Origin of the sequence: Nocardia sp. NPDC020380, from assembly GCF_044386975.1 — a bacterium.
Lineage (GTDB): Bacteria > Actinomycetota > Actinomycetes > Mycobacteriales > Mycobacteriaceae > Nocardia.
Map to the genome: position 1 here is coordinate 275,924 of NZ_JBIRVQ010000010.1, position 17,393 is coordinate 293,316.

The following is a 17,393-nucleotide window of genomic DNA, read 5'->3' on the forward strand; positions in this document are numbered from 1 at the left end:
GCCGGGGCCCGCGAAACGCGATTGCCAACGAAGAAGTCAGGATTGGGCCCCGGGTACTGCCAGTCTGATGGCGTGACCGAACTACTCGTGGTGATGGTGGCGGCGTTCGTGGTGATTGCCGCCGCGACCGTGGTCGGGCCGCGGCTGGGGATCGCGGCGCCGCTGGTGCTGGTCGCCATCGGAGTCGGGGTGAGCTTCCTGCCGATTTTCGGGTCGGCGCACATCGAGCCGGAGTGGTTCTGGAGGGCGTGCTGCCGCCGCTGCTGTATTCGTCGGCGGTATCGATGCCGGCGATGAACTTCCGCCGCGAGTTCGGGGCGATCAGCGGGCTGTCCGTGCTGCTGGTGGTCGGTGGCGCGCTGCTGCTGGGCGTGTTCTTCATGCTGGTGATTCCGGGGCTGAGTTTCGCGTGGGGTGTGGCGCTGGGCGCGATCGTGAGCCCGACCGATGCGGTGGCGACCTCGATCATCAAGCAGACGTCGGTGTCCAAGCGCGTGGTCGCGATGCTGGACGGTGAGAGCCTGCTCAACGATGCGACCGCACTCGTGTTGCTGCGCACCGCGATTGTCGCCACGTCGGCCACGTTTTCGTTCTGGGGCACGGTCGGCACGTTCGGGTACTCGGTGGCGGTCGCGGTGGTGATCGGCTGGGCGGCCGGGCGATTCAATCTGGTGGTGCGCCGGCGGGTGACCGATCCGACGGTCAATACCGTCATCTCCTTCACGGTGCCGTTCGTGGCGTCGGTACCGGCCGAGGCGCTCGGCGCGTCCGGGCTGGTCGCCGCCGTCGTCGCGGGCCTGGTCACGGGAATCCGTGCGCCACGCGATCTTTCGCCGCTGAACCGGCTCTCGGACTCGCAGAACTGGCGCACGATCGAGCTGGTGCTCGAGGGCGCGGTGTTCCTGACGATGGGTGTGCAGATCGACTCGATCGTGCGGAATGTGCAGCGCGATCACGGCGGGGTCGGGACGGCGGTGCTCATCGCGGCCGGGGCGCTGGCCCCGCGCTCATGTCGCTGATCGTGCAGGGCGGCACCATCGGGCCGTTATTGCGCTATACCGCACCGGAAGTCGATCGGGACGCGATCGAGGCGCAGAACGAGGCCGAGCGCACCAAGATCATGGACCTGCTGCAGGAGAGCGCCGAAAAGGTCCCCGAGCCGGCGCATCCGGAGGACGAACCGAGCCGGGAGAGTTATCAGGCGTCACGGGCACACCGCGGTCATCGCCGCACAGCGCTCGGCGCTGCTCGACGCACGCGACAACGGCACCTTCGACGCGGATGTCCTGGAGAAAGTGCTGGCGAATCTCGACGCGTGGGAGATCTCCATAGAAATGCGCGACACCCTCGCCACTTGACGCGGCATCGCCTACGGCCGCGACCGTATAGTGGACGATCGAATCCGATCCGAGCGTACGGCAGATGAACGCGGTCGGCAGAGCAGGCGAGGTGCACAGTGGACGACAACTCGGAGATACCCACCCGCACCCTCGTCGAGAGCATGATCCGCGAGGACGCGACCATCGACGCCGGCGAACTGTACGACGTCGCCGCGGCCCTCGGCATGAGCGACCAGCAGGTCCGGCTGTGCATCAAGCGGCTGGTCGCGGAGGGCCGGTTCACCCAGGACGGCCGCGGCCGGCAAGCGATACTCCGCGCGACCGAACCGACCCGCAGCGCCATCGAACCCGATCTCGACTTCCTCCGCTACATGTACGCGCAGGACCGGGGCCAGGCCGCATGGGATGGGCGGTGGCATCTGGCCGCGTTCGGCGTGCCGGAGTCGGTGCGGCAGGCGCGAGATGCCATGCGCGACACCATCCTCCGGCTCGGCGGCGCACCGATTCAGGGCGGCCTCTACGTGTCGGCGAACCCGTGGGAGGACCGAATCCGTTCCGCCGCCGCAGGTCTCGGCGTCGACGACCATGTCACCACTCTCACCAGCACCGACCTGACCATCGGCGGACTCACCGCCGGGCGTGATCTCGCCGGGCACCTGTGGCCGCTCGATCGGATCGCGGACGGCCATCGGCGCCTGCTCGCCGCCGCCGAACGATATCTGCCGGAACTGCGGACCGCCTCGCACATCCGTCGACTGACCATCGCCATCGCCCTGGCCGCCGAATTCACCCACGCCAACGAGCCGGATCCCCTGCTCCCGCCACAGCTACTCCCCCAGCCGTGGATCGGGACCGCCGCGCGCGCGGCCGCCGCGGCCTGCTGGGCGGAACTCACGAAAACCGATGCTGCGCAATCCATCAGGTTGTTCCGCTGGTATTCGCCAGTTCTAGGGTGAGCGCGGCGGCTGCCTCTCGACGTAATCGCGCAGGTACTCGAGATAGCCGGGCGCATACAGCGAGCGCGGCGCGAACAGCGCCACGGCGGTCGAACGCCAATCCCGATCGTTGTCCAGGCCGGCCTTGACGATGCTGTGTGAAGCGCCCGGATACCGTCGCACGGTGAGCTGTTGCGGCGGTAGTAGTTCCCGGTACACCCGCTCGGTCTCATCGACGTCGACATTGAGGTCTTCGCCGCCCACGACGAGCAGCACCGGCACCTCGACCTGCGGCAGCGTTACGGTCACATCCGAGAGGTAGTTCTTCCGGACGAAGTTCCAGCGATCCGCCGTCATCGGATCCGAATCTTTCCGGGCGGCAAGATATCCCGCGTAGTCGGCATTGTCGCGCAGCAGCCGCACCCCGGCATTGTGCCGGTCCACCGCGCTGGCGATATCGGCGGCGCCGCGGTGCCGCATCTCGGCGACCAGGTTGTATTCGCCCTGCCGCAGCCAGTTCACCGCCGCGCCGACGAGTATCACGAACTGCAGATCGGGCAGCGTCGCCGCCACTTCGGGCACGACCCAGCCGCCCTGACTGATCCCCCACATCCCGGATCCGATGCGGATCGATATCGCTGCGCTGCCGAGCCCAGGCAATGGCCGTCTCCGCCTCGACCGCCCGATCGTGCATGCTCTGATCGAGCCAATTCCCCGGCGCCCCTTCGATTCCCGGCTTGTTCCAGGACAGTGACGCGTACCCCGCCTTGGCGAACGACTCCCAGATGGGTTCGTAGAACGAGTCCCGGGTGGCGTTCGCGGGCCCGTCACCGTGCACGAAGACGACCAGCCCGAAGGGCCCGTTTCCCGACTTGGGCAGCGCCAGTGTGGCTTTCAGCGGCTGCGCGCCGCCGGGGATGGTCAGCTGCTCTTCACGGATGTCGAAGCTGTTGGCATAGATCACCCATCCCCGGCACCCGCGAGCAAGGCCATCACGCACCCCACCGCGATCAGAGTGCGCCGCAACCACCGTCGCGGCGTGCGCGTGCCGGCTGCGTCCAAGCAAGTCATGAACCGATCATATCACCGACGATCGTTCTAGATTCGATAGATTTCTCAGACCGTCCGGTAGCTGCCGATGAGGGCCAGCGCGCCGTCGAGGGCCTGGCGCAGCGCCCGCGGATCCCGGCGCGCCTGCGTGAGCACCAGGCCGCCTTGCAGGCTGGCCAGCGTGGACGTGGCCAGCAGGTCGACATCGGCGCCCGGGCGCAATTCACCCGACGCGGCCATGGCGGCGAGACCGCCCCGGATGGACGCCTCCCAGCGGTCGAAGCCGGTCGCCAGCACGGCCCGCATATCGTCGTCGCGCTCCCCGACCTGCCCGAGCAGGTTGGCGATGGGACAACCCCCCTTGCCGCCGCGTTCCTCCTGGAGTGCGACCAAGGCGTCGGCCCAGCGCCGCAATCCGGCCATGGTGCCGAGCCCGTCGAAAAGCTCCTGCTGTGGTTCGAGCACGGCGTCGTTGGTGGCCTCGGCGACGGCGCGCAGGAGGTCGTTCTTGTCCTCGAAGTAGTGGTAGAGCTGGCTGCGCGAGGCGGGCGCGCGGGCACCGACCTCGTCCAGACTCGTTGCCGGAGCGCCGTTCTCGCCCACCACCTCGAGTGCGGCGGCGACGATGCGCCGGCGAGTGCGTCGTCCTCGCTCCGTGGTCGGCAGTGTTCCCATGCGCCCAGTATTCACAGATTGGACTTGACAGTCCAGTCTCGGTCGTGGTGCCCTGTTATTGGACTATACAGTCCACTAGACCCGATCAGACCCGTGGAGGTCCGATGTCCCCCAGCATTCGCGAGCGGTCCGACCAGCTGAAAGCGGCTGCCGCCGAACAGCTTCCCGCCGACGTGCTCGCCACGTTCGACCGCAGCATCCAGGTATTCCTGCACGACGGCGTCCCCGCCGACGCCGTACGGGCCGGACAGCGGCTCGAACCCTTCACCCTCGACGACGCCACCGGCAAACCGGTCAGCCTCGACGAACTCGTCGCCACCGGCCCGGCCGTCATCGTCTTCTACCGCGGCGGCTGGTGCCCCTACTGCAATATCGCCTTGCGCACCTACCAGCAGGAACTCCTGCCGCAACTGGACGCGTTCGGCGCCCGCCTGGTCGCCATCAGCCCGCAGTCCCCCGACGAATCCCTCTCCACCGCAGAGAAAGCCGCACTCGAATTCACGGTGCTGTCCGATCCCGGTAGCCGCGTGGCCGAACGCCTCGGGATCACCTTCCAGCAGGCCGATGACGTGCTCGCCGCGCAGCGCGCACTCGGCCTGGACCTGTCCCAGGTCAATGCCGAAGGCTCGACCCGTTTGCCGCGGCCGACCGTCCTCATCGTCGACCCGGACCGCACCGTGCGTTTCGCCGACATCCAACCCGATTACACCGCCCGCACCGAAGTCCCCGAGATCATCGCCGCCCTTTCCGGCCGATAATTCGATGCCGGGCCGCCGCATCCCACACAGCTACTTATCGGCGAACTAACATCTCTCGTTGTTCCGGATCATGCGTCGTTTTTCCTTTCATCGACGAGAGGTTTTCCGTTGTCCGTTCAGCGATTCACCCTGGCAGGCGCACTGTGCGGAATGGCGGCGTCGATGGCGCTGGCACTACCGGGCAGTGCCGAGCCACCGGGTGATGGTGGCTGTTATCAAGGCAGTCAGGTGAGCAGCTGGCTGGTGCCCGGTACCGGCAGCGCGGGTCAGAACGTGCATTCCGAGGGCAATCTCTGGATCTGCGATAGTCCGCTGCTCCCGGGTATCGACGCCGTGCAGGTCAGCTACGAGATCCCGTGGGGCGGCGGACCCGGCTCGGCCCGATTCGCCTGGTCGGACGGCAGTGTCAGCACGGCGACCGGTGGCGGCGGGAACCTGTGGGGCATTACCGACGGCCCGGCGAGCGGTCATTCGATTCAGCTGAACATTCTCGAGAATTCGACCACCGACGCGCAGGGCAATACCGACAGCACCTATCTCCTCCTGTCCGCGATCTTCATGCCCTGACGTTTCCGTTCAGATGTCCGCGGTGGCCATGACGATTCGGTTGCGCCCCAGCCGTTTTGCCTCGTACATCGCGGCATCGGCGCAATGCAGCAGATCTTCCACCGCCGGCCGGCCACCGTCCAGCGTGGCGACGCCCACGCTCACGGTGACCGGAACCGGCAGTTGCTCCATGACTTCCACCGCGTGCCGTACCCGCTCGGCCGCGGTGACCGATTGCGGCCGATTCAGCCGCCGGACGACCACGAATTCCTCGCCGCCGATGCGCGCGACGATATCGCTGGGCGCGACGTGCGCCCGCAGCCGGTCGGCCACCCGGACGAGGACGGCATCGCCCGCCGGATGTCCGAGCAGGTCATTGATCCGCTTGAAGTTGTCCAGGTCGACGACCATGAGGCACATGGGTTTTCCGCGCTGCCGCGCGAACCATTCGGACAGGTAGTAGTCCAGGCCGCGCCGGTTGAGCAGCCGGGTCAGCGGATCGGTGAACGAGTCCATCCGCAGCAGCCAGTAACTGAATTGGACCGTGGGCAGGATGACGACCACCGCCACCACCATCACCGCGATCAATGCGATGACCCAGGCGGTATCGGCGTCGGGATCGCCGCGTGCCGCGACCAGCGCGTACAACGTGGCGGAGAAGACCGACCAGCCGGCGTGCGCGGCCAGTGACCGCGGTCCGTGGAAGAACGAGAGGAAGACTCCGACCAGCACCAGCAGCACCACGGAAGTCGCTATGTAGAGCCGATTTCCGCACATCAGGCAGCCGAGGGTGGTCATCACGTCCACCACCACGAGGGTGGCCAGGGATTCCGCCGCGCTCGGCGGTGGCCGCAGATACCAGCGGAGCATCCACAGCAGATTGAGCACGATGAGCCCGGCGAAAACCGATTGTGCGACAACGCCACTCGGCCCGCCGGCCGACATGAACGTCGCCACCACCACCCCGAGCACCAGCATCCCCGCGCAGACCGCCACGGCCCGCACCAGGCCGTAGACCGAATGCGCCTCGAGCATGGAGATCAGCCACGAGTAGTTCACCGGATCGCGCCACCACCTGCGCACCATGTCCCGTGGACGCCCCATGAGAACTACCTCTTCGCCACCCTTGCTGTGAACAGTAGTAATAGCAACAGTTCGGCAATCCTATCCAGCCGACGCAACCAGTCGAAGCCGACTGTGTCCGCTGTCACAGCTACAGTTCGCCCGCCCACAGGTTGGGGATCTGGGCGAGCAGATCCGCGGCATTCCAGCGCGGGCCGTCGGCGCCGAGCCGCTGCTGGAGGGCCCGGAGAGTGCGGTCGGGTTCCTGCGAGTTCCTCGCGCTGAAGAGCACGTATCGGCTGATCCGTTCATGGCCGAACGGGTAGCGGGGGGCGGCGGGATTCATCTCACCGGTGGAATCGGCCACGTGCTTGTCGATCGACCCGGCGGGATTCCCGAGATAGGCGCGCTCGTCCTCGTGCTCGTCGTCGAGAAAACGCGGGTTGGCCAGCCATACCCGCCCGATCAGCACGTCGAAGGGGCGATCCTGGCGGGGATCGAGGAGGTGGGCCGGTTGCCCGGGTACCGAGATGGTGACGGTGACGTCGTCGCTCGAGCCGCCCGGAAAGACGGCCTGGGTGATCGAATCACCCTCGGCCGGGCCGACATCGGCGAGCACATCCACCGCGAAAGTGCCTTTGGCCGGGTCGCCGGGCTCGAAGGTGGTGTAGGGGTTCCAATCCCGCGGCGATACCCGGGCGAAGCTCGCGCGGGCTTCCTGCACCGAGTAGCTGGACCCGCCCGGCATCTCGACCGGGTGGTAGGTGACGCGCCTGACGGTCACGTCGATGCTGGTGGCGCCCATCGGAACGAGCAGCGCGGTGGTGTCGGGGAGATAGACAGTGCTGAAAGCGGGCATACCGGCTCTCCTGCGAGCTTCGCGGATCGGCGGTGCCGGCAGGGCCGAACTCCGGCATGCCGGCCCTGCCGTCGATCCTTTTCGATGGTGCTGCACGCGAGCCGACCGGGAAGACCTGCGACGCAGACGCCCGAGGCGCTGCCTATGACGGTCCCCTCATTGCCGACCGCCAGCGGCCGCTTCCGGCGGCCGAGGTGCGCTGCCCGGTCGGCTCGCGCTGGATCGGTCCTACTTGTTGAAGAGCAGTTCGATGCCGTCGACCGCGAAGTAGGCGAGGAACACCGCGCTCACGACCCAGACCAGCCAGTGGATTTCCTTGAACTTGCCGAGGGCGACCTTGATGATCGTGTACGCCATCAGGCCGGCGCCGACGCCGTTGGTGATCGAGTAGGTGAACGGCATCAATGCGATCGTCACGAACGCCGGGATGGCGATCTCGAGATCACTCCAGTCGATCTTGCGGGCCTGCGTCATCATCAGTGCGCCGACGAGGACCAGGGCGGGCGCCGCGGCCTGGATCGGCACCACACCGGCGATCGGCGTGAGGAAGATGGCCAGGCTGAACAAGCCGCCCGTCACGATGCTGGAGAGACCGGTACGGGAACCCTCACCGACGCCCGTCGCCGACTCGACATACACCGTCGCGCCCGAACCCCCGGTCAGACCGCCGATGACCTGCGCGGCGCCTTCCATGGTCAGGACCTTGCCCATGCCGGGCATCTGCCCGTTCTCGTCGACGAGTCCGGCCTCGTCACACACTCCGAAGACCGTACCCACGGCGTCGAAGAATCCGGTCAGGACCAGCGTGAACAGCACCACGATCGCGGTGACGGCATTGCCGTGGCCGAAGCCACCGAACAGGTCGACGTGACCGAGCGCACCGAAGTGCGGGGCCGAGACCCAGCTCGACGGAGCCTTGGGCACCGCCATGCCCCAGGCGCTCGCGGGCACCGTGAAGATCTTGTTGATGATGATCGCGAAGATCGTGGACACGATGATGCTGATCAGGATCGCGCCGGGCACCTTACGGATGAAGAGCACCAGCATGAGCAACAGGCTGAACGCGAAGACCACGACCGGCCAGCCCGACAGGTGGCCGTCGACACCGAGGGTGACCGGCGGGCCACTCGCCGCGCCGTGGCCGACGACACCGGCCGACACCAGGCCGACGATGGCGATGAACATGCCGATACCGACACCGATGGCGTTCTTCATCACCAGCGGAATGGCGTTGATGATCATCGTCCGCAGGCCGGTGGCCGAAATGATGCAGATGATGATGCCCATCAGGACCACCAGGCCCAGCGCCTGCGGCCAGGTCATGTGCGGTGCGGCCTGGTATGCCACCACGGGCACGACGGCCAGGCCGGCGGCGAGTGCCAGCGGCACGTTGCCCACGAGGCCCATCAGAATGGTGGTCAGGCCGGCCGCCAGGGCCGTCGCGGTGGTCATTTCCGCGAGGTTGAGATGAGCACCGTTCACATCGGTGGCCCCGCTCAGCATGAGCGGAATCAGTAGAACGGTGTAGGCCATCGCGAAGAACGTGGTGAAGCCGCCACGGATTTCACGAGAGATCGACGAGCCCCGCTCGCGAATCTTGAAGAAACGCTCGAGCGGACCGTTCCCGGTCTCGGGAACGGTCGAAGTACGTTCTTGTACCTGGGTCACTGTGTGCCCTCCTCAGGGCGCACCCGACCTTACGGTCCGTTCAATACTGACGGACCTGGGGTTCGGTAGTGCAGTTGTGGGGTTCTCGCTCCGCCGGAGCGTGGTCGAACCGCCTGTTGATCAACAGCTTTGAAACTTTTCGTCCGGTCGGGCGGGCACACGGTCGTGGTGCCCGGACCCACCGATCGCCCGAATGTCGTCACGGATCACGGAGACGACGGGCCGGGGTGGTCGTGGTACTGAGTTGTCGAGACGAGTACATCTGTTGGACGCCTGCCGTTGCCATGAACAGAACTCCGAAGTGTGAGCTGGCACACAACCTGCGATTTGTAGTTACCTCCAAACGGCTTCGGACGAACCACAGACCTCGGCGGCACGGCGGGCGGCGCGGAGTTCGTGCCGGCTGTGGATGCCGAGTTTCGTGTAGCTGCGCTGCAGATGGTTTTCGACGGTCCGGATGGAGAGGAACAATCTCTCGGCGATCTCGCGGTTCAACATGCCCTGTGCCGCGAAGGCCACGATTATCTGCTCACGGCGCGTGAGTGTCGCGGACATAGGCTAGAGCCGCTGTGCTGCGATTGCGGTAGCGGTGGCCACCTCGGTATCCGGTCCGTCCTGGCGGAGATCCACCACGCGGGCGGCCTTCCAGCTCACTACCGCACCGGTTTCGGTGATATTGCCGATCGGGCCGTATTCGATGTTCAGGGGCACAGCCAATTCGTTGCGGACCAGCTCGACCATTCGATCATCCGGAACGTAAACGCCCGCAGTGTCATCGGGCAGATGCAGCCGCAGGGTCAGGTGATCATCGCCCGCATCCGCGTCGATGACTATCTGATAGTCCAAATAGCCGCGCGGGCAGATGAGCAGCAGTTCTTCCAGGTCGTAGCCACTGATGTACTCGGCTCCGATGCGGAGGATATCGCGGGTCCGGCCCAGCACTTCGAGAGTTTGCCCCGGTAACGAGGAACCGGTCGCCGATTCCCGGAGCCGGACGAGATCCCCGGTGCGGTAGCGGATGAGAGGCTTGCTGCCCTGGTAAAGGGATGTCACGACGAGCTCGCCCTGCAGTACTCCGTCGGCTCCGGGAACGACCGGATTCCCGCTTTCGGGCTCGATGACTTCGTAAAGGTTGAGAAGGGGCGCGGTACAGAGCTCACCGTCTGCGCCTGACGCGGCCATGACCGAGGTTTCCTGGGAGGCGTAGAGACAGTTGTAAACCTTTGCGCCCCAGATCTCTCCGATGTTTTCCAGCAGGCTCGGCGACGCGAGTTCGCCCGAGCACATGATCACCTGGAGCCGGAAATCGCGCTTGGGATCCAGGCCGGCGGCCTGGGCCTTCTTCGCCAGCGTGAGAGCCATGCCGGGGGTGGCGAAAAGCCCGGTGAGAGGCACCGTGCGCAATACTTCCAATGCCTTGTCGTATCCGACCATCGGGGAGTGCGGCCACATCTTCACGCCGGTGATTCCGAGATTGCGGCACACCTCGCCGAAGGTGTCACCGAAGGCGTGCAGTTCGGAGGGGCCGCAGATCCCGATGACCTGTTCGTCGCCGAATTGCCGGAAGATGGTGTCGTAGTACACGGTCAGCGCGATCGTGTTGTTCAGGGAGTCGATGTTGTTGCGCGGGCAGAGCGTGCTCCGGCCGGTCGTTCCCGATGTCTTGTACAGGACCCACGCCTGATACAGGGGCAACGAAGAGATCGAGTAATGGTCGTTGCGCAGGTGCTCTTTGGTGGTGAACGGCAAACGGCGAAGGTCTTGCGGGTCCAGCGAAGTGATCGCGGTGGGTTCCACGTCCGCCAGATGCCGCTGATAGAACGGGGAATGCTGCTTGGCGTAGGCGACGACGTTCCGGAAGGCGTCGAGGCGCAGGGCCGCGAGTTCTTCGTCCGCCATCTCCCCTGCCGCGTATGCGCGGTGCCGGTCTCGTATCGCCCGAGCGGCACGATCGAGTTCCTCGTCGAAAATCGTGTACATGGTTACTCGATCACCTTTCGAAACGTCCACGGGCGAGGTGCGCGAATTCGCTGATCGCTGCCAGTTGCTGCTCGCCCAGTGAATAGTCGATCGTCTTGTAGTACTCGCGGAGAGTCTGTTCGGATACTCGTCCGGCCGGGTTCCGGGCCGACTCCGCGCACGCCTGGTCGATGACCGACTCCGGATGCGCTCCCGCCAGCTCGAAAGCATTACGCAATATCTCCGCCGCGGCCGAGACCTGTCCGGGGTTGGCGGACTTGAACTCTCGGCGCACCACCCAGACCGCGAATACGGTCGGCAGGCCGGTCCAGCGGTGCCAGGACTCGCCGATATCCATCATCTGCAGGTCAGCCGGGCTGGTGTCGTACAGCTGCAAGGCCTCGTCACCGATGATCACCGCGGCATCCGCCGCAGCCAGCATCCGGCTCAAATTCTGTGGCGCCGAGCGGTATACGGGCTCGACGCCCATGACGTCTTCCAAGAGCAGCTGAGCCATCAGAGTGGTGGTTCGGCTCCCATTCGATAATGCGACTACGGCGCCATCGAGGCCGGCCGATTCGGTTCTGGAGACGAGGTGACACGAGAGTATCGGGCCGTGGCTGCTGATCGAGAAACCGCCGGGCAGTAGTTCCAGGCTGTCCGTATTCTGCAGGTATTCGACGAGGCTCACCGGGCCGACGTCGATTCTTCCGGCGAGGAGGTCCGCGGCCAGGGCGGTCGGCGTGCCCGAGGTCAGTTCGAGTTTTTCGTGAGAATTGGTGTGCGCCAGCCCCCAGCGCACGGGAACACAGTTCAGGAAAGAGAAATTTCCCAGCCTCATACGTGCTTCATTTCTATCTTGGTTCATACCACCGAACCGGTGGCATCTTGGCCCGCAGGTTGTGTACGAAGGTGTCCGCTTCCCTGTCGTGGACGTCGTAGGGCCGGCCGCTCAGCGCGGCCGATTCGCGGATCAGATTTCTCGGATGCTGCCATCGATCGCGATCTACCGCGCGATGGAAGGCCGACTCCGAAATGAATTGGATGAACACCTTGTCGGACCCGAAGGTGAAACGAGTGTTATTGCTGTCGTAGCACGGTGCGAACACCTGGATGAAATACGTCATGCCGGAGATCCGGAATCTCCAGTTTCGTTCGTGGACATTATCGAGTCGGCCCTCGTTGCCGGGGTCGTTGTTCAATATCCCACCCAGGAAGAGCCGTGCGGCCTCGGAGAGCACGGGGAGCGTCTCCCCTATGTCGCCGGGAAACATGCACAGCAGTGCGTCCACGGATTCGAACTGAGTGACCCTGGACAGATAATCCAGTGCCCGGGTGGTACGGTCCACCCATTCCTCGAGATCATTGCCGACAGTGCCCGAGAAGGTGATTCCCCACGCGGTGGAGGCCTTCGCGAAGACACAGACCGATTGATTCTTGATTTGATGGAACAGCCGCAGGGACTGGTCGGTGGTCAGCGAGGAGATGCGTGCGGGACCACGCCTGTGAGTGTTATCCGATTCGGTGGAGATGAATTCGATCAACGACGTGCTGAAATCGAACTCGAGGACTTCGCCCAGCTCTATCAGGACGTTCTGTATGGATACCGCCGAGCGGGCGATGGACTGACTCGGTTCCGCACCGACGCCATGGAGATACCAACCCAGAGCGGCGAGCAGCTCTTCGGTGTGGGCAACCAGGCCGGCGGAAATAGCGAGTAGCCTCTCATCCTTTCCCGCCGAGTCGGTTCGGCTGCTGACTGCGGCCTTGTAATGCGGTCCGAACGCGATGTGATATTCCTGTGCGATACGCACGGTATTGACGAAACACTGGCATGCGAGATTCCGAATCTCATCCAGTCGAGCACCCTTGATCAGGTGGCTGAGTTTCTGGACATCTTCTCTCCAGTATTCAACGAGATCTAAAGTATCAACGTAACCCTGCTCAACCCCGATTTTACGGTAAACGAGATTTGCCACGCCGTTGATAGTCTTCTGCATGTTTGTGGCCGGCTTCCGCATTAGCGATGGAGATTTCCGTCACCTGACGGTATCGATCACGTCTCGTACCGGTCAATATCATTCAGGGAAAGTTGGAGGAACCTCTACACCGGAGGCCGAATAAAACCCGGCGCCTGTTGTTATCCTACAACCCGATCAATACACGACATTGTAGGTTCAACCAGCCGTGCTCGGGGATGTTTTCCGCAAATAAATTTACGCATTTACGACGCCGGCGCAGACAAAAAACCGCGCATGCGAACACAATCCGATTTCGGATCATGCTCGCATGCGCGGATGGTCGAGCGCAGAAATATATATCAAACGGAGAGCACGATTTTGCCCTTCGGGACGCGCTGCAGGATCTCGTGGGCCTTGGCCACATCCTCGAACGGGAAGTCCTGCTCCACATGAACTTTCAGCCGGCCCGACTCGGCGAGCGCAGCGAGTTGCTCCAGGGCGTAGCGGTCGGGCTCGACCACGATGCCGACGAAGCGGCGGCCGCTGTCGGTCACGGCGTTCGCCAGGGCGGTATCGTAGCTGGCGACAACGGTGGCCAGGGTGCCTCCTGGTTTCAAGACCTCGATCGAGGCCCGGGCGGTCACGGCGCCGACACAATCGAGCGCGACGTCGATGTCAGAGACGGCCTGCCTGAAATCCTTTGTGCGATAGTCGATCACCTCGTCGATCCCCAGGCCGCGGAGCCACTCGTGCTTGAACTCGCTCGCGGTGCCCACCACGTACGCGCCGAAGTGCTTGGCGATCTGGACCGCCAGATGTCCGACGCCACCGCCCGCACCGTGAATCAGAACCCGTTGTCCCGCTTCGATTCCCGCTCCGTCGACGAGGCTCTGCCAGGCCGTGAGTCCGGCCAGGGGCAGGGCGGCGGCTTCCTGGAAGGTCAGGTTGGCGGGCTTCCGGGCCAGTTGCCGCGCCGGGGTGGCCACCAGTTCGGCGTAGCCGTTGGCGGCGCGGGGGAAGAACGGCATGCCGAATACTTCGTCTCCGACCTGGAACCGGGAAACCCCGGGAGACACGGCTTCGACGGTCCCCGCGACGTCCCAGCCCAGCGTGAACGGTGGTTCGCCGAGCATCTTGAAATCGCCGCTGCGGATGTAGAACTCGACGGGATTCAGGCCGATGGATCGGACGCGGACCAGTACCTCGGTCGGAATCAGGTGCGGATCACCGACTTCCACGACTCGCAGCACGGCAGGGTCACCGAACTCGCTCTGGACGATTGCTTTCATCGAAAAGGGACCTCGTTCACGATCCTGCGCAGCTTCCTGCTGTGCATGCGGTTCTTGTTCTCCGCCATCTTCTGGCACGCGACGATGGCGGCCCGCAGATGGTCGAATTTCGATTTCAGGTAGAACTCTCGCGCGGAGCTCGGCAGCTTGGGCTGGTTGTGCAGCGGCATATCCGAGATGGACAACAGGGAGCCGTACGGCACCCGGTACCGGTAGCCATTGGCGGCGATGGTCGCCGATTCCATGTCCACGCCGAGTACCGCGACGGCGGCGAACAGTTTGTCGATATCGCCGGCCGGCTGCCATTCCCAGTTCCGGTCGGCGGTGGTCATGACGGTGCCGGTGCGTGCCGGAGATTCGATGCCGAACTCGAGGGCGGCCTGTACCTCGGCGATGGCGGGGATCGGGGTATCGGTGGCCACGTATCGATCGAGGACGTGGTCCCGGCGCAGGTACGAGTTCGGCAGGATGAGGTCGCCGATCCGCATCCGGTGGTCCAGGCCGGCGCAGTGCCCGATCATGAGCCAGCAGTGCGGGCGCAGTACGGCCAGGCAGTCGGTGATGGTCTTGGCATTGCTGGGACCGACGCCGATATCGATGATGGTGATTCCGGCGCGATCGGACTTCATATGCCAGGCGGGCATCTGCTGACGCCCGCTGCTGTCCCGGAATTCGCGCAGGAACTCCGAAAGCGCGACCGGGCCTTTGTCCAGCCTGGCGGACCACCCGCCGGGTCCGGTTATCGACTCGTAGTGTGCGAGACCGGAGGTGTCATTGCCGCCGTTCTCGCTGAGTGCTGCGGCGTATTCCAGGAAGCACTCGAGGTGGAACCGGTAGTTGGTGAAGATGACGAAGTCTTGAAAGTCCTCCGGCTCCGAGCCCGTGTAGTGCTGCAGGCGGCGCAGTGCGAGCTCCACGCGGAGCGGCTCGAAGAGGAAGAGGGGACGATTGCGATGCGTTGCCGAGACTCCGGAGTCCGCAATCGAATCGTCGATCTTCATGATGTCGACGCGCGGAAACCGCTCGAGGATCGCGAGATCCGGCTGTCTTTCGCCGGGAAGATACTGCACCGGAATCGGAGTGCTGCCCGATGTCACCTCGGCGTCGATGCGGTACCTCGACGCGAGGATGTTCAGCTGCTCCCGCAGGTAGCCGTCGAACAGGCCCGAGCCGACGAAAGATCCTTCGTAGACGCCCGGCTCGTCGATCACTCCGAAGCTTTCCGGTCCCGCAAAGCGATCGACGGCGGGGACGTGCAGTTTCAGTGTGGGATAGGTGAACCGATGCGGATCCCCGGACGGTTCTTCCCCGCGGACGGCCCGGTCCAATGCATCGGCCAGACCGCTGATCGAGGTCCGGTAGCGGCGGCCCAGCTCGCCGATCACTTCCTCGACCTGCTCCGGTCCCGTCATCGCGATCATCGATCCTGCTCCAGCTTCGCGAAGAAGGCCAGCCAGGATCCGAGTGTCGGAGTCGTCGTCAGCGCCTCGACGTCCGCGCGCACTCCGGACTTGTTCCAGAGACCCACCATTCGCATCACCTGCAGCGAGCTCAGGCCCAGCAGCACGAGATTCGCGTCCGGGTCGAGGTCGGCGGGGTCGCTCAGTTTCAGGGTCTCCGCGAGCAGTGCCCGCAGTTCGGGCTCGCCCGGCACCGCCGAAAAGGCCTGAGCGGCAGTGTTCGTCATGACGGCACCACTTCCCCGGTGCGGGCCAGCGCCTTCTTGTCGATCTTGCCCAGCGGGGTCAGCGGCAGCTCCGTGACGATTCGGATCTCGTCGGGCAGCTTGTAGTCGGCCACGCCGCGCGCATGCAGGGACGAGCGCAGGTGCGCGAGCGTGGGGGCGACCTCCGCCGGCACGATGAAGGCGCAACTGCGTTCGCCGAAGAGCTCATCCGGCATGCCCACCACCGCGGCCGCCGTGACGGTGTCGTCGGCGAGCAGGTATTCCTCGATCTCCGCGGCGTTGATCTTGTCGCCGCCGCGGATGATCACGTCCTTGATCCGGCCTTCGATCACCAGTTCGCCGCCCGGCGTCAGGCGGGCGAGATCACCGGAGCGGTAGAAGCCGTCGGCCGTGAAGGCGCGCGCATTGTGTTCGGGCGCTTGGTAATAGCCGCGAATGGTATAGGGCCCGCGAGTAACGAGTTCGCCGATCATGCCCTCCGGCACCAGCTCGTCACCGTCCATGATGCGGATCTCGTCCGCGGGCGAGATCGCCAGGCCCTGGGTGGACAGCTTCACTTCTTGCGGCGCGTCGGCGCGCACCAGGCACAGCAGTCCTTCCGCCATCCCGAAAACCTGCTGCAGGTCGCAGCCCAGCGCCGGAGTGACCCGCGCGGCCATGGCGGGGCTCAACTTCGCGCTGCCGACCTGCAGAAGTCGCAGGCTGCTCAGATCCGACGGGGTCCACTCGGCGGCTTCCAGCCACAGGGTGAGGGCCGAGGGCACCAGCGATGTGATGGTGACGCGCTCGCGTTCGACCAGGGGCATGCCCAATGTAGGACTCGGATTGTCGACCATGACGACTGTGCCACCGGCGGCCAGGATGCCGATGACGCCGGGACAGCCCCAGGTGAAATTGAATTCGATCGGCAAGGCCGTCAGATAGACATCGGTTTTCCCGAGTTCGCACACGGCGGAGGTCTGCCGCACCTGATAGACGTAGTCATCGTGGGTGCGGGGAATCAGTTTCGGCAGCGCCGTCGTACCGCCGGAAAGCAGGAAGAAGGCCACATCCGAGGGGTCCACAGGCGGCGGAGTCCAATCGTCCGCGCCGGCAAGGGCATCCACCGCCACCATGTCGCCCAAGGCCTCGCCGACCACGAACAATGTTCTGAGCAGCGCGTTCCCGGCGCCGATGCGGGCGGCGAGCGCACGATGGTCGTAACCGCGATGCGCTTCCGGGAAGATGTAGTGGGTCGCTCCCGACAATCGCACCAGGTGGTCGACTTCGGTGTCCCGGTGCGCGATCAGTGAGAACACCGGCTTCGCGTCCACCCGCATCAACGCGAAGATGATCGCGACGAACTCGGGAGTATTGGGCAGCTGCACCACCACTCGTTCGCCGGCGGCGATGCCGTGGTGAGCGAATCCGGCGGCCAGCCGGTTCACCCAGTCGTCCAGCTCACCGTAAGTGATCCGGCGCTCGTCATGTACCAGAGCGATGGCGTCGCGATCCCGTTCGACCGCCTGTGTGAGCAGCATGCCGAGCGGCTCGCCGCGCCAGATACCTTGCTGCCGATACTGTTCGGCGGTCTCGTCGGGCCAAGGGGTGCATCCTGCCAACAT

17 protein-coding genes and 1 pseudogene are annotated in these 17,393 nt (G+C 64.9%); 5 read left to right on the forward strand and 13 right to left on the reverse strand.

Going from position 1 to position 17,393, the window contains the following annotated elements; all coding sequences use genetic code 11:
- The first annotated feature begins 72 nt into the window (after positions 1-72).
- The 3 genes from ACH438_RS28400 to ACH438_RS28410 all read left to right on the forward strand — a co-directional run bounded on the left by ACH438_RS28400 (position 73) and on the right by ACH438_RS28410 (position 2,296).
- The gene (locus tag ACH438_RS28400; protein ID WP_397010546.1) at positions 73-297 is read left to right on the forward strand and encodes a hypothetical protein; all 225 of its coding nucleotides are present in this window, start codon (positions 73-75) and stop codon (positions 295-297) included.
- A complete protein-coding gene (locus ACH438_RS28405) occupies positions 234-1,019 on the forward strand; it encodes a cation:proton antiporter (RefSeq protein WP_397010548.1) in 786 nt (261 codons plus the stop codon). The genes ACH438_RS28400 and ACH438_RS28405 overlap by 64 nt, the downstream gene beginning before the upstream one ends.
- Positions 1,020-1,501: 482 nt before the next feature.
- Complete coding sequence (locus ACH438_RS28410) at positions 1,502-2,296, forward strand: PaaX family transcriptional regulator C-terminal domain-containing protein (RefSeq protein WP_397010803.1); 795 nt, start codon at positions 1,502-1,504, stop codon at positions 2,294-2,296.
- Here the strand turns inward: ACH438_RS28410 and ACH438_RS28415 are convergent.
- Together ACH438_RS28415 and ACH438_RS28420 are read right to left on the reverse strand one after the other, a co-directional pair.
- A pseudogene (locus ACH438_RS28415) lies at positions 2,288-3,346 on the reverse strand (alpha/beta hydrolase family protein). The gene ACH438_RS28410 and the pseudogene ACH438_RS28415 sit on opposite strands and share 9 nt — an antisense overlap.
- Positions 3,347-3,391: 45 nt before the next feature.
- Entirely contained in the window at positions 3,392-4,000 is a 609-nt protein-coding gene (locus tag ACH438_RS28420) for a TetR/AcrR family transcriptional regulator (protein ID WP_397010550.1), read from the reverse strand.
- Between the two features lie 104 nt (positions 4,001-4,104).
- Here ACH438_RS28420 and ACH438_RS28425 point away from each other — a divergent pair, with 104 nt between their 5' ends.
- On the forward strand, positions 4,105-4,758 hold the full coding sequence (locus tag ACH438_RS28425) for a peroxiredoxin-like family protein (RefSeq protein ID WP_397010552.1): 654 nt from the start codon (positions 4,105-4,107) through the stop codon (positions 4,756-4,758).
- A gap of 108 nt (positions 4,759-4,866) precedes the next feature.
- Entirely contained in the window at positions 4,867-5,325 is a 459-nt protein-coding gene (locus ACH438_RS28430) for a hypothetical protein (RefSeq protein WP_397010554.1), read from the forward strand.
- A gap of 9 nt (positions 5,326-5,334) precedes the next feature.
- Here the strand turns inward: ACH438_RS28430 and ACH438_RS28435 are convergent, their stop codons facing one another.
- The 11 genes from ACH438_RS28435 to ACH438_RS28485 all read right to left on the reverse strand — a co-directional run bounded on the left by ACH438_RS28435 (position 5,335) and on the right by ACH438_RS28485 (position 17,393).
- Complete coding sequence (locus ACH438_RS28435) at positions 5,335-6,408, reverse strand: GGDEF domain-containing protein (RefSeq protein WP_397010556.1); 1,074 nt, start codon at positions 6,406-6,408, stop codon at positions 5,335-5,337.
- Between the two features lie 109 nt (positions 6,409-6,517).
- Positions 6,518-7,225 carry a hypothetical protein gene (locus ACH438_RS28440; protein ID WP_397010559.1) on the reverse strand — a complete coding sequence of 236 codons (708 nt, stop codon included), beginning with the start codon at positions 7,223-7,225 and terminating at the stop codon, positions 6,518-6,520.
- Positions 7,226-7,453: 228 nt separating this feature from the next.
- Positions 7,454-8,893, reverse strand: a complete 1,440-nt coding sequence (locus ACH438_RS28445; protein ID WP_397010561.1) for an NCS2 family permease — start codon at positions 8,891-8,893, stop codon at positions 7,454-7,456.
- 333 nt (positions 8,894-9,226) lie between these two features.
- Positions 9,227-9,448: a response regulator transcription factor gene (locus ACH438_RS28450; protein WP_397010563.1), complete on the reverse strand. Its 222-nt coding sequence runs from the start codon at positions 9,446-9,448 to the stop codon at positions 9,227-9,229.
- Positions 9,449-9,451: 3 nt separating this feature from the next.
- A complete protein-coding gene (locus tag ACH438_RS28455) occupies positions 9,452-10,873 on the reverse strand; it encodes a phenylacetate--CoA ligase family protein (RefSeq protein WP_397010565.1) in 1,422 nt (473 codons plus the stop codon).
- A 10-nt stretch (positions 10,874-10,883) separates the two neighbouring features.
- Positions 10,884-11,693, reverse strand: coding sequence for a menaquinone biosynthesis protein (locus ACH438_RS28460; RefSeq protein ID WP_397010567.1), 810 nt, complete (start codon positions 11,691-11,693; stop codon positions 10,884-10,886).
- A 13-nt stretch (positions 11,694-11,706) separates the two neighbouring features.
- Positions 11,707-12,852 (reverse strand): hypothetical protein, encoded by a 1,146-nt coding sequence (locus ACH438_RS28465; protein WP_397010569.1) that lies wholly within the window; start codon positions 12,850-12,852, stop codon positions 11,707-11,709.
- 320 nt (positions 12,853-13,172) lie between these two features.
- Positions 13,173-14,102, reverse strand: coding sequence for an NADP-dependent oxidoreductase (locus tag ACH438_RS28470; protein WP_397010571.1), 930 nt, complete (start codon positions 14,100-14,102; stop codon positions 13,173-13,175).
- On the reverse strand, positions 14,099-15,523 hold the full coding sequence (locus tag ACH438_RS28475) for an AMP nucleosidase (RefSeq protein ID WP_397010573.1): 1,425 nt from the start codon (positions 15,521-15,523) through the stop codon (positions 14,099-14,101). The genes ACH438_RS28470 and ACH438_RS28475 overlap by 4 nt, the downstream gene beginning before the upstream one ends.
- Positions 15,520-15,789: a phosphopantetheine-binding protein gene (locus ACH438_RS28480; RefSeq protein ID WP_397010575.1), complete on the reverse strand. Its 270-nt coding sequence runs from the start codon at positions 15,787-15,789 to the stop codon at positions 15,520-15,522. The genes ACH438_RS28475 and ACH438_RS28480 overlap by 4 nt, the downstream gene beginning before the upstream one ends.
- The gene (locus ACH438_RS28485; protein WP_397010577.1) at positions 15,786-17,393 is read right to left on the reverse strand and encodes a (2,3-dihydroxybenzoyl)adenylate synthase; all 1,608 of its coding nucleotides are present in this window, start codon (positions 17,391-17,393) and stop codon (positions 15,786-15,788) included. Before ACH438_RS28485 ends, ACH438_RS28480 begins: the two co-directional genes overlap by 4 nt.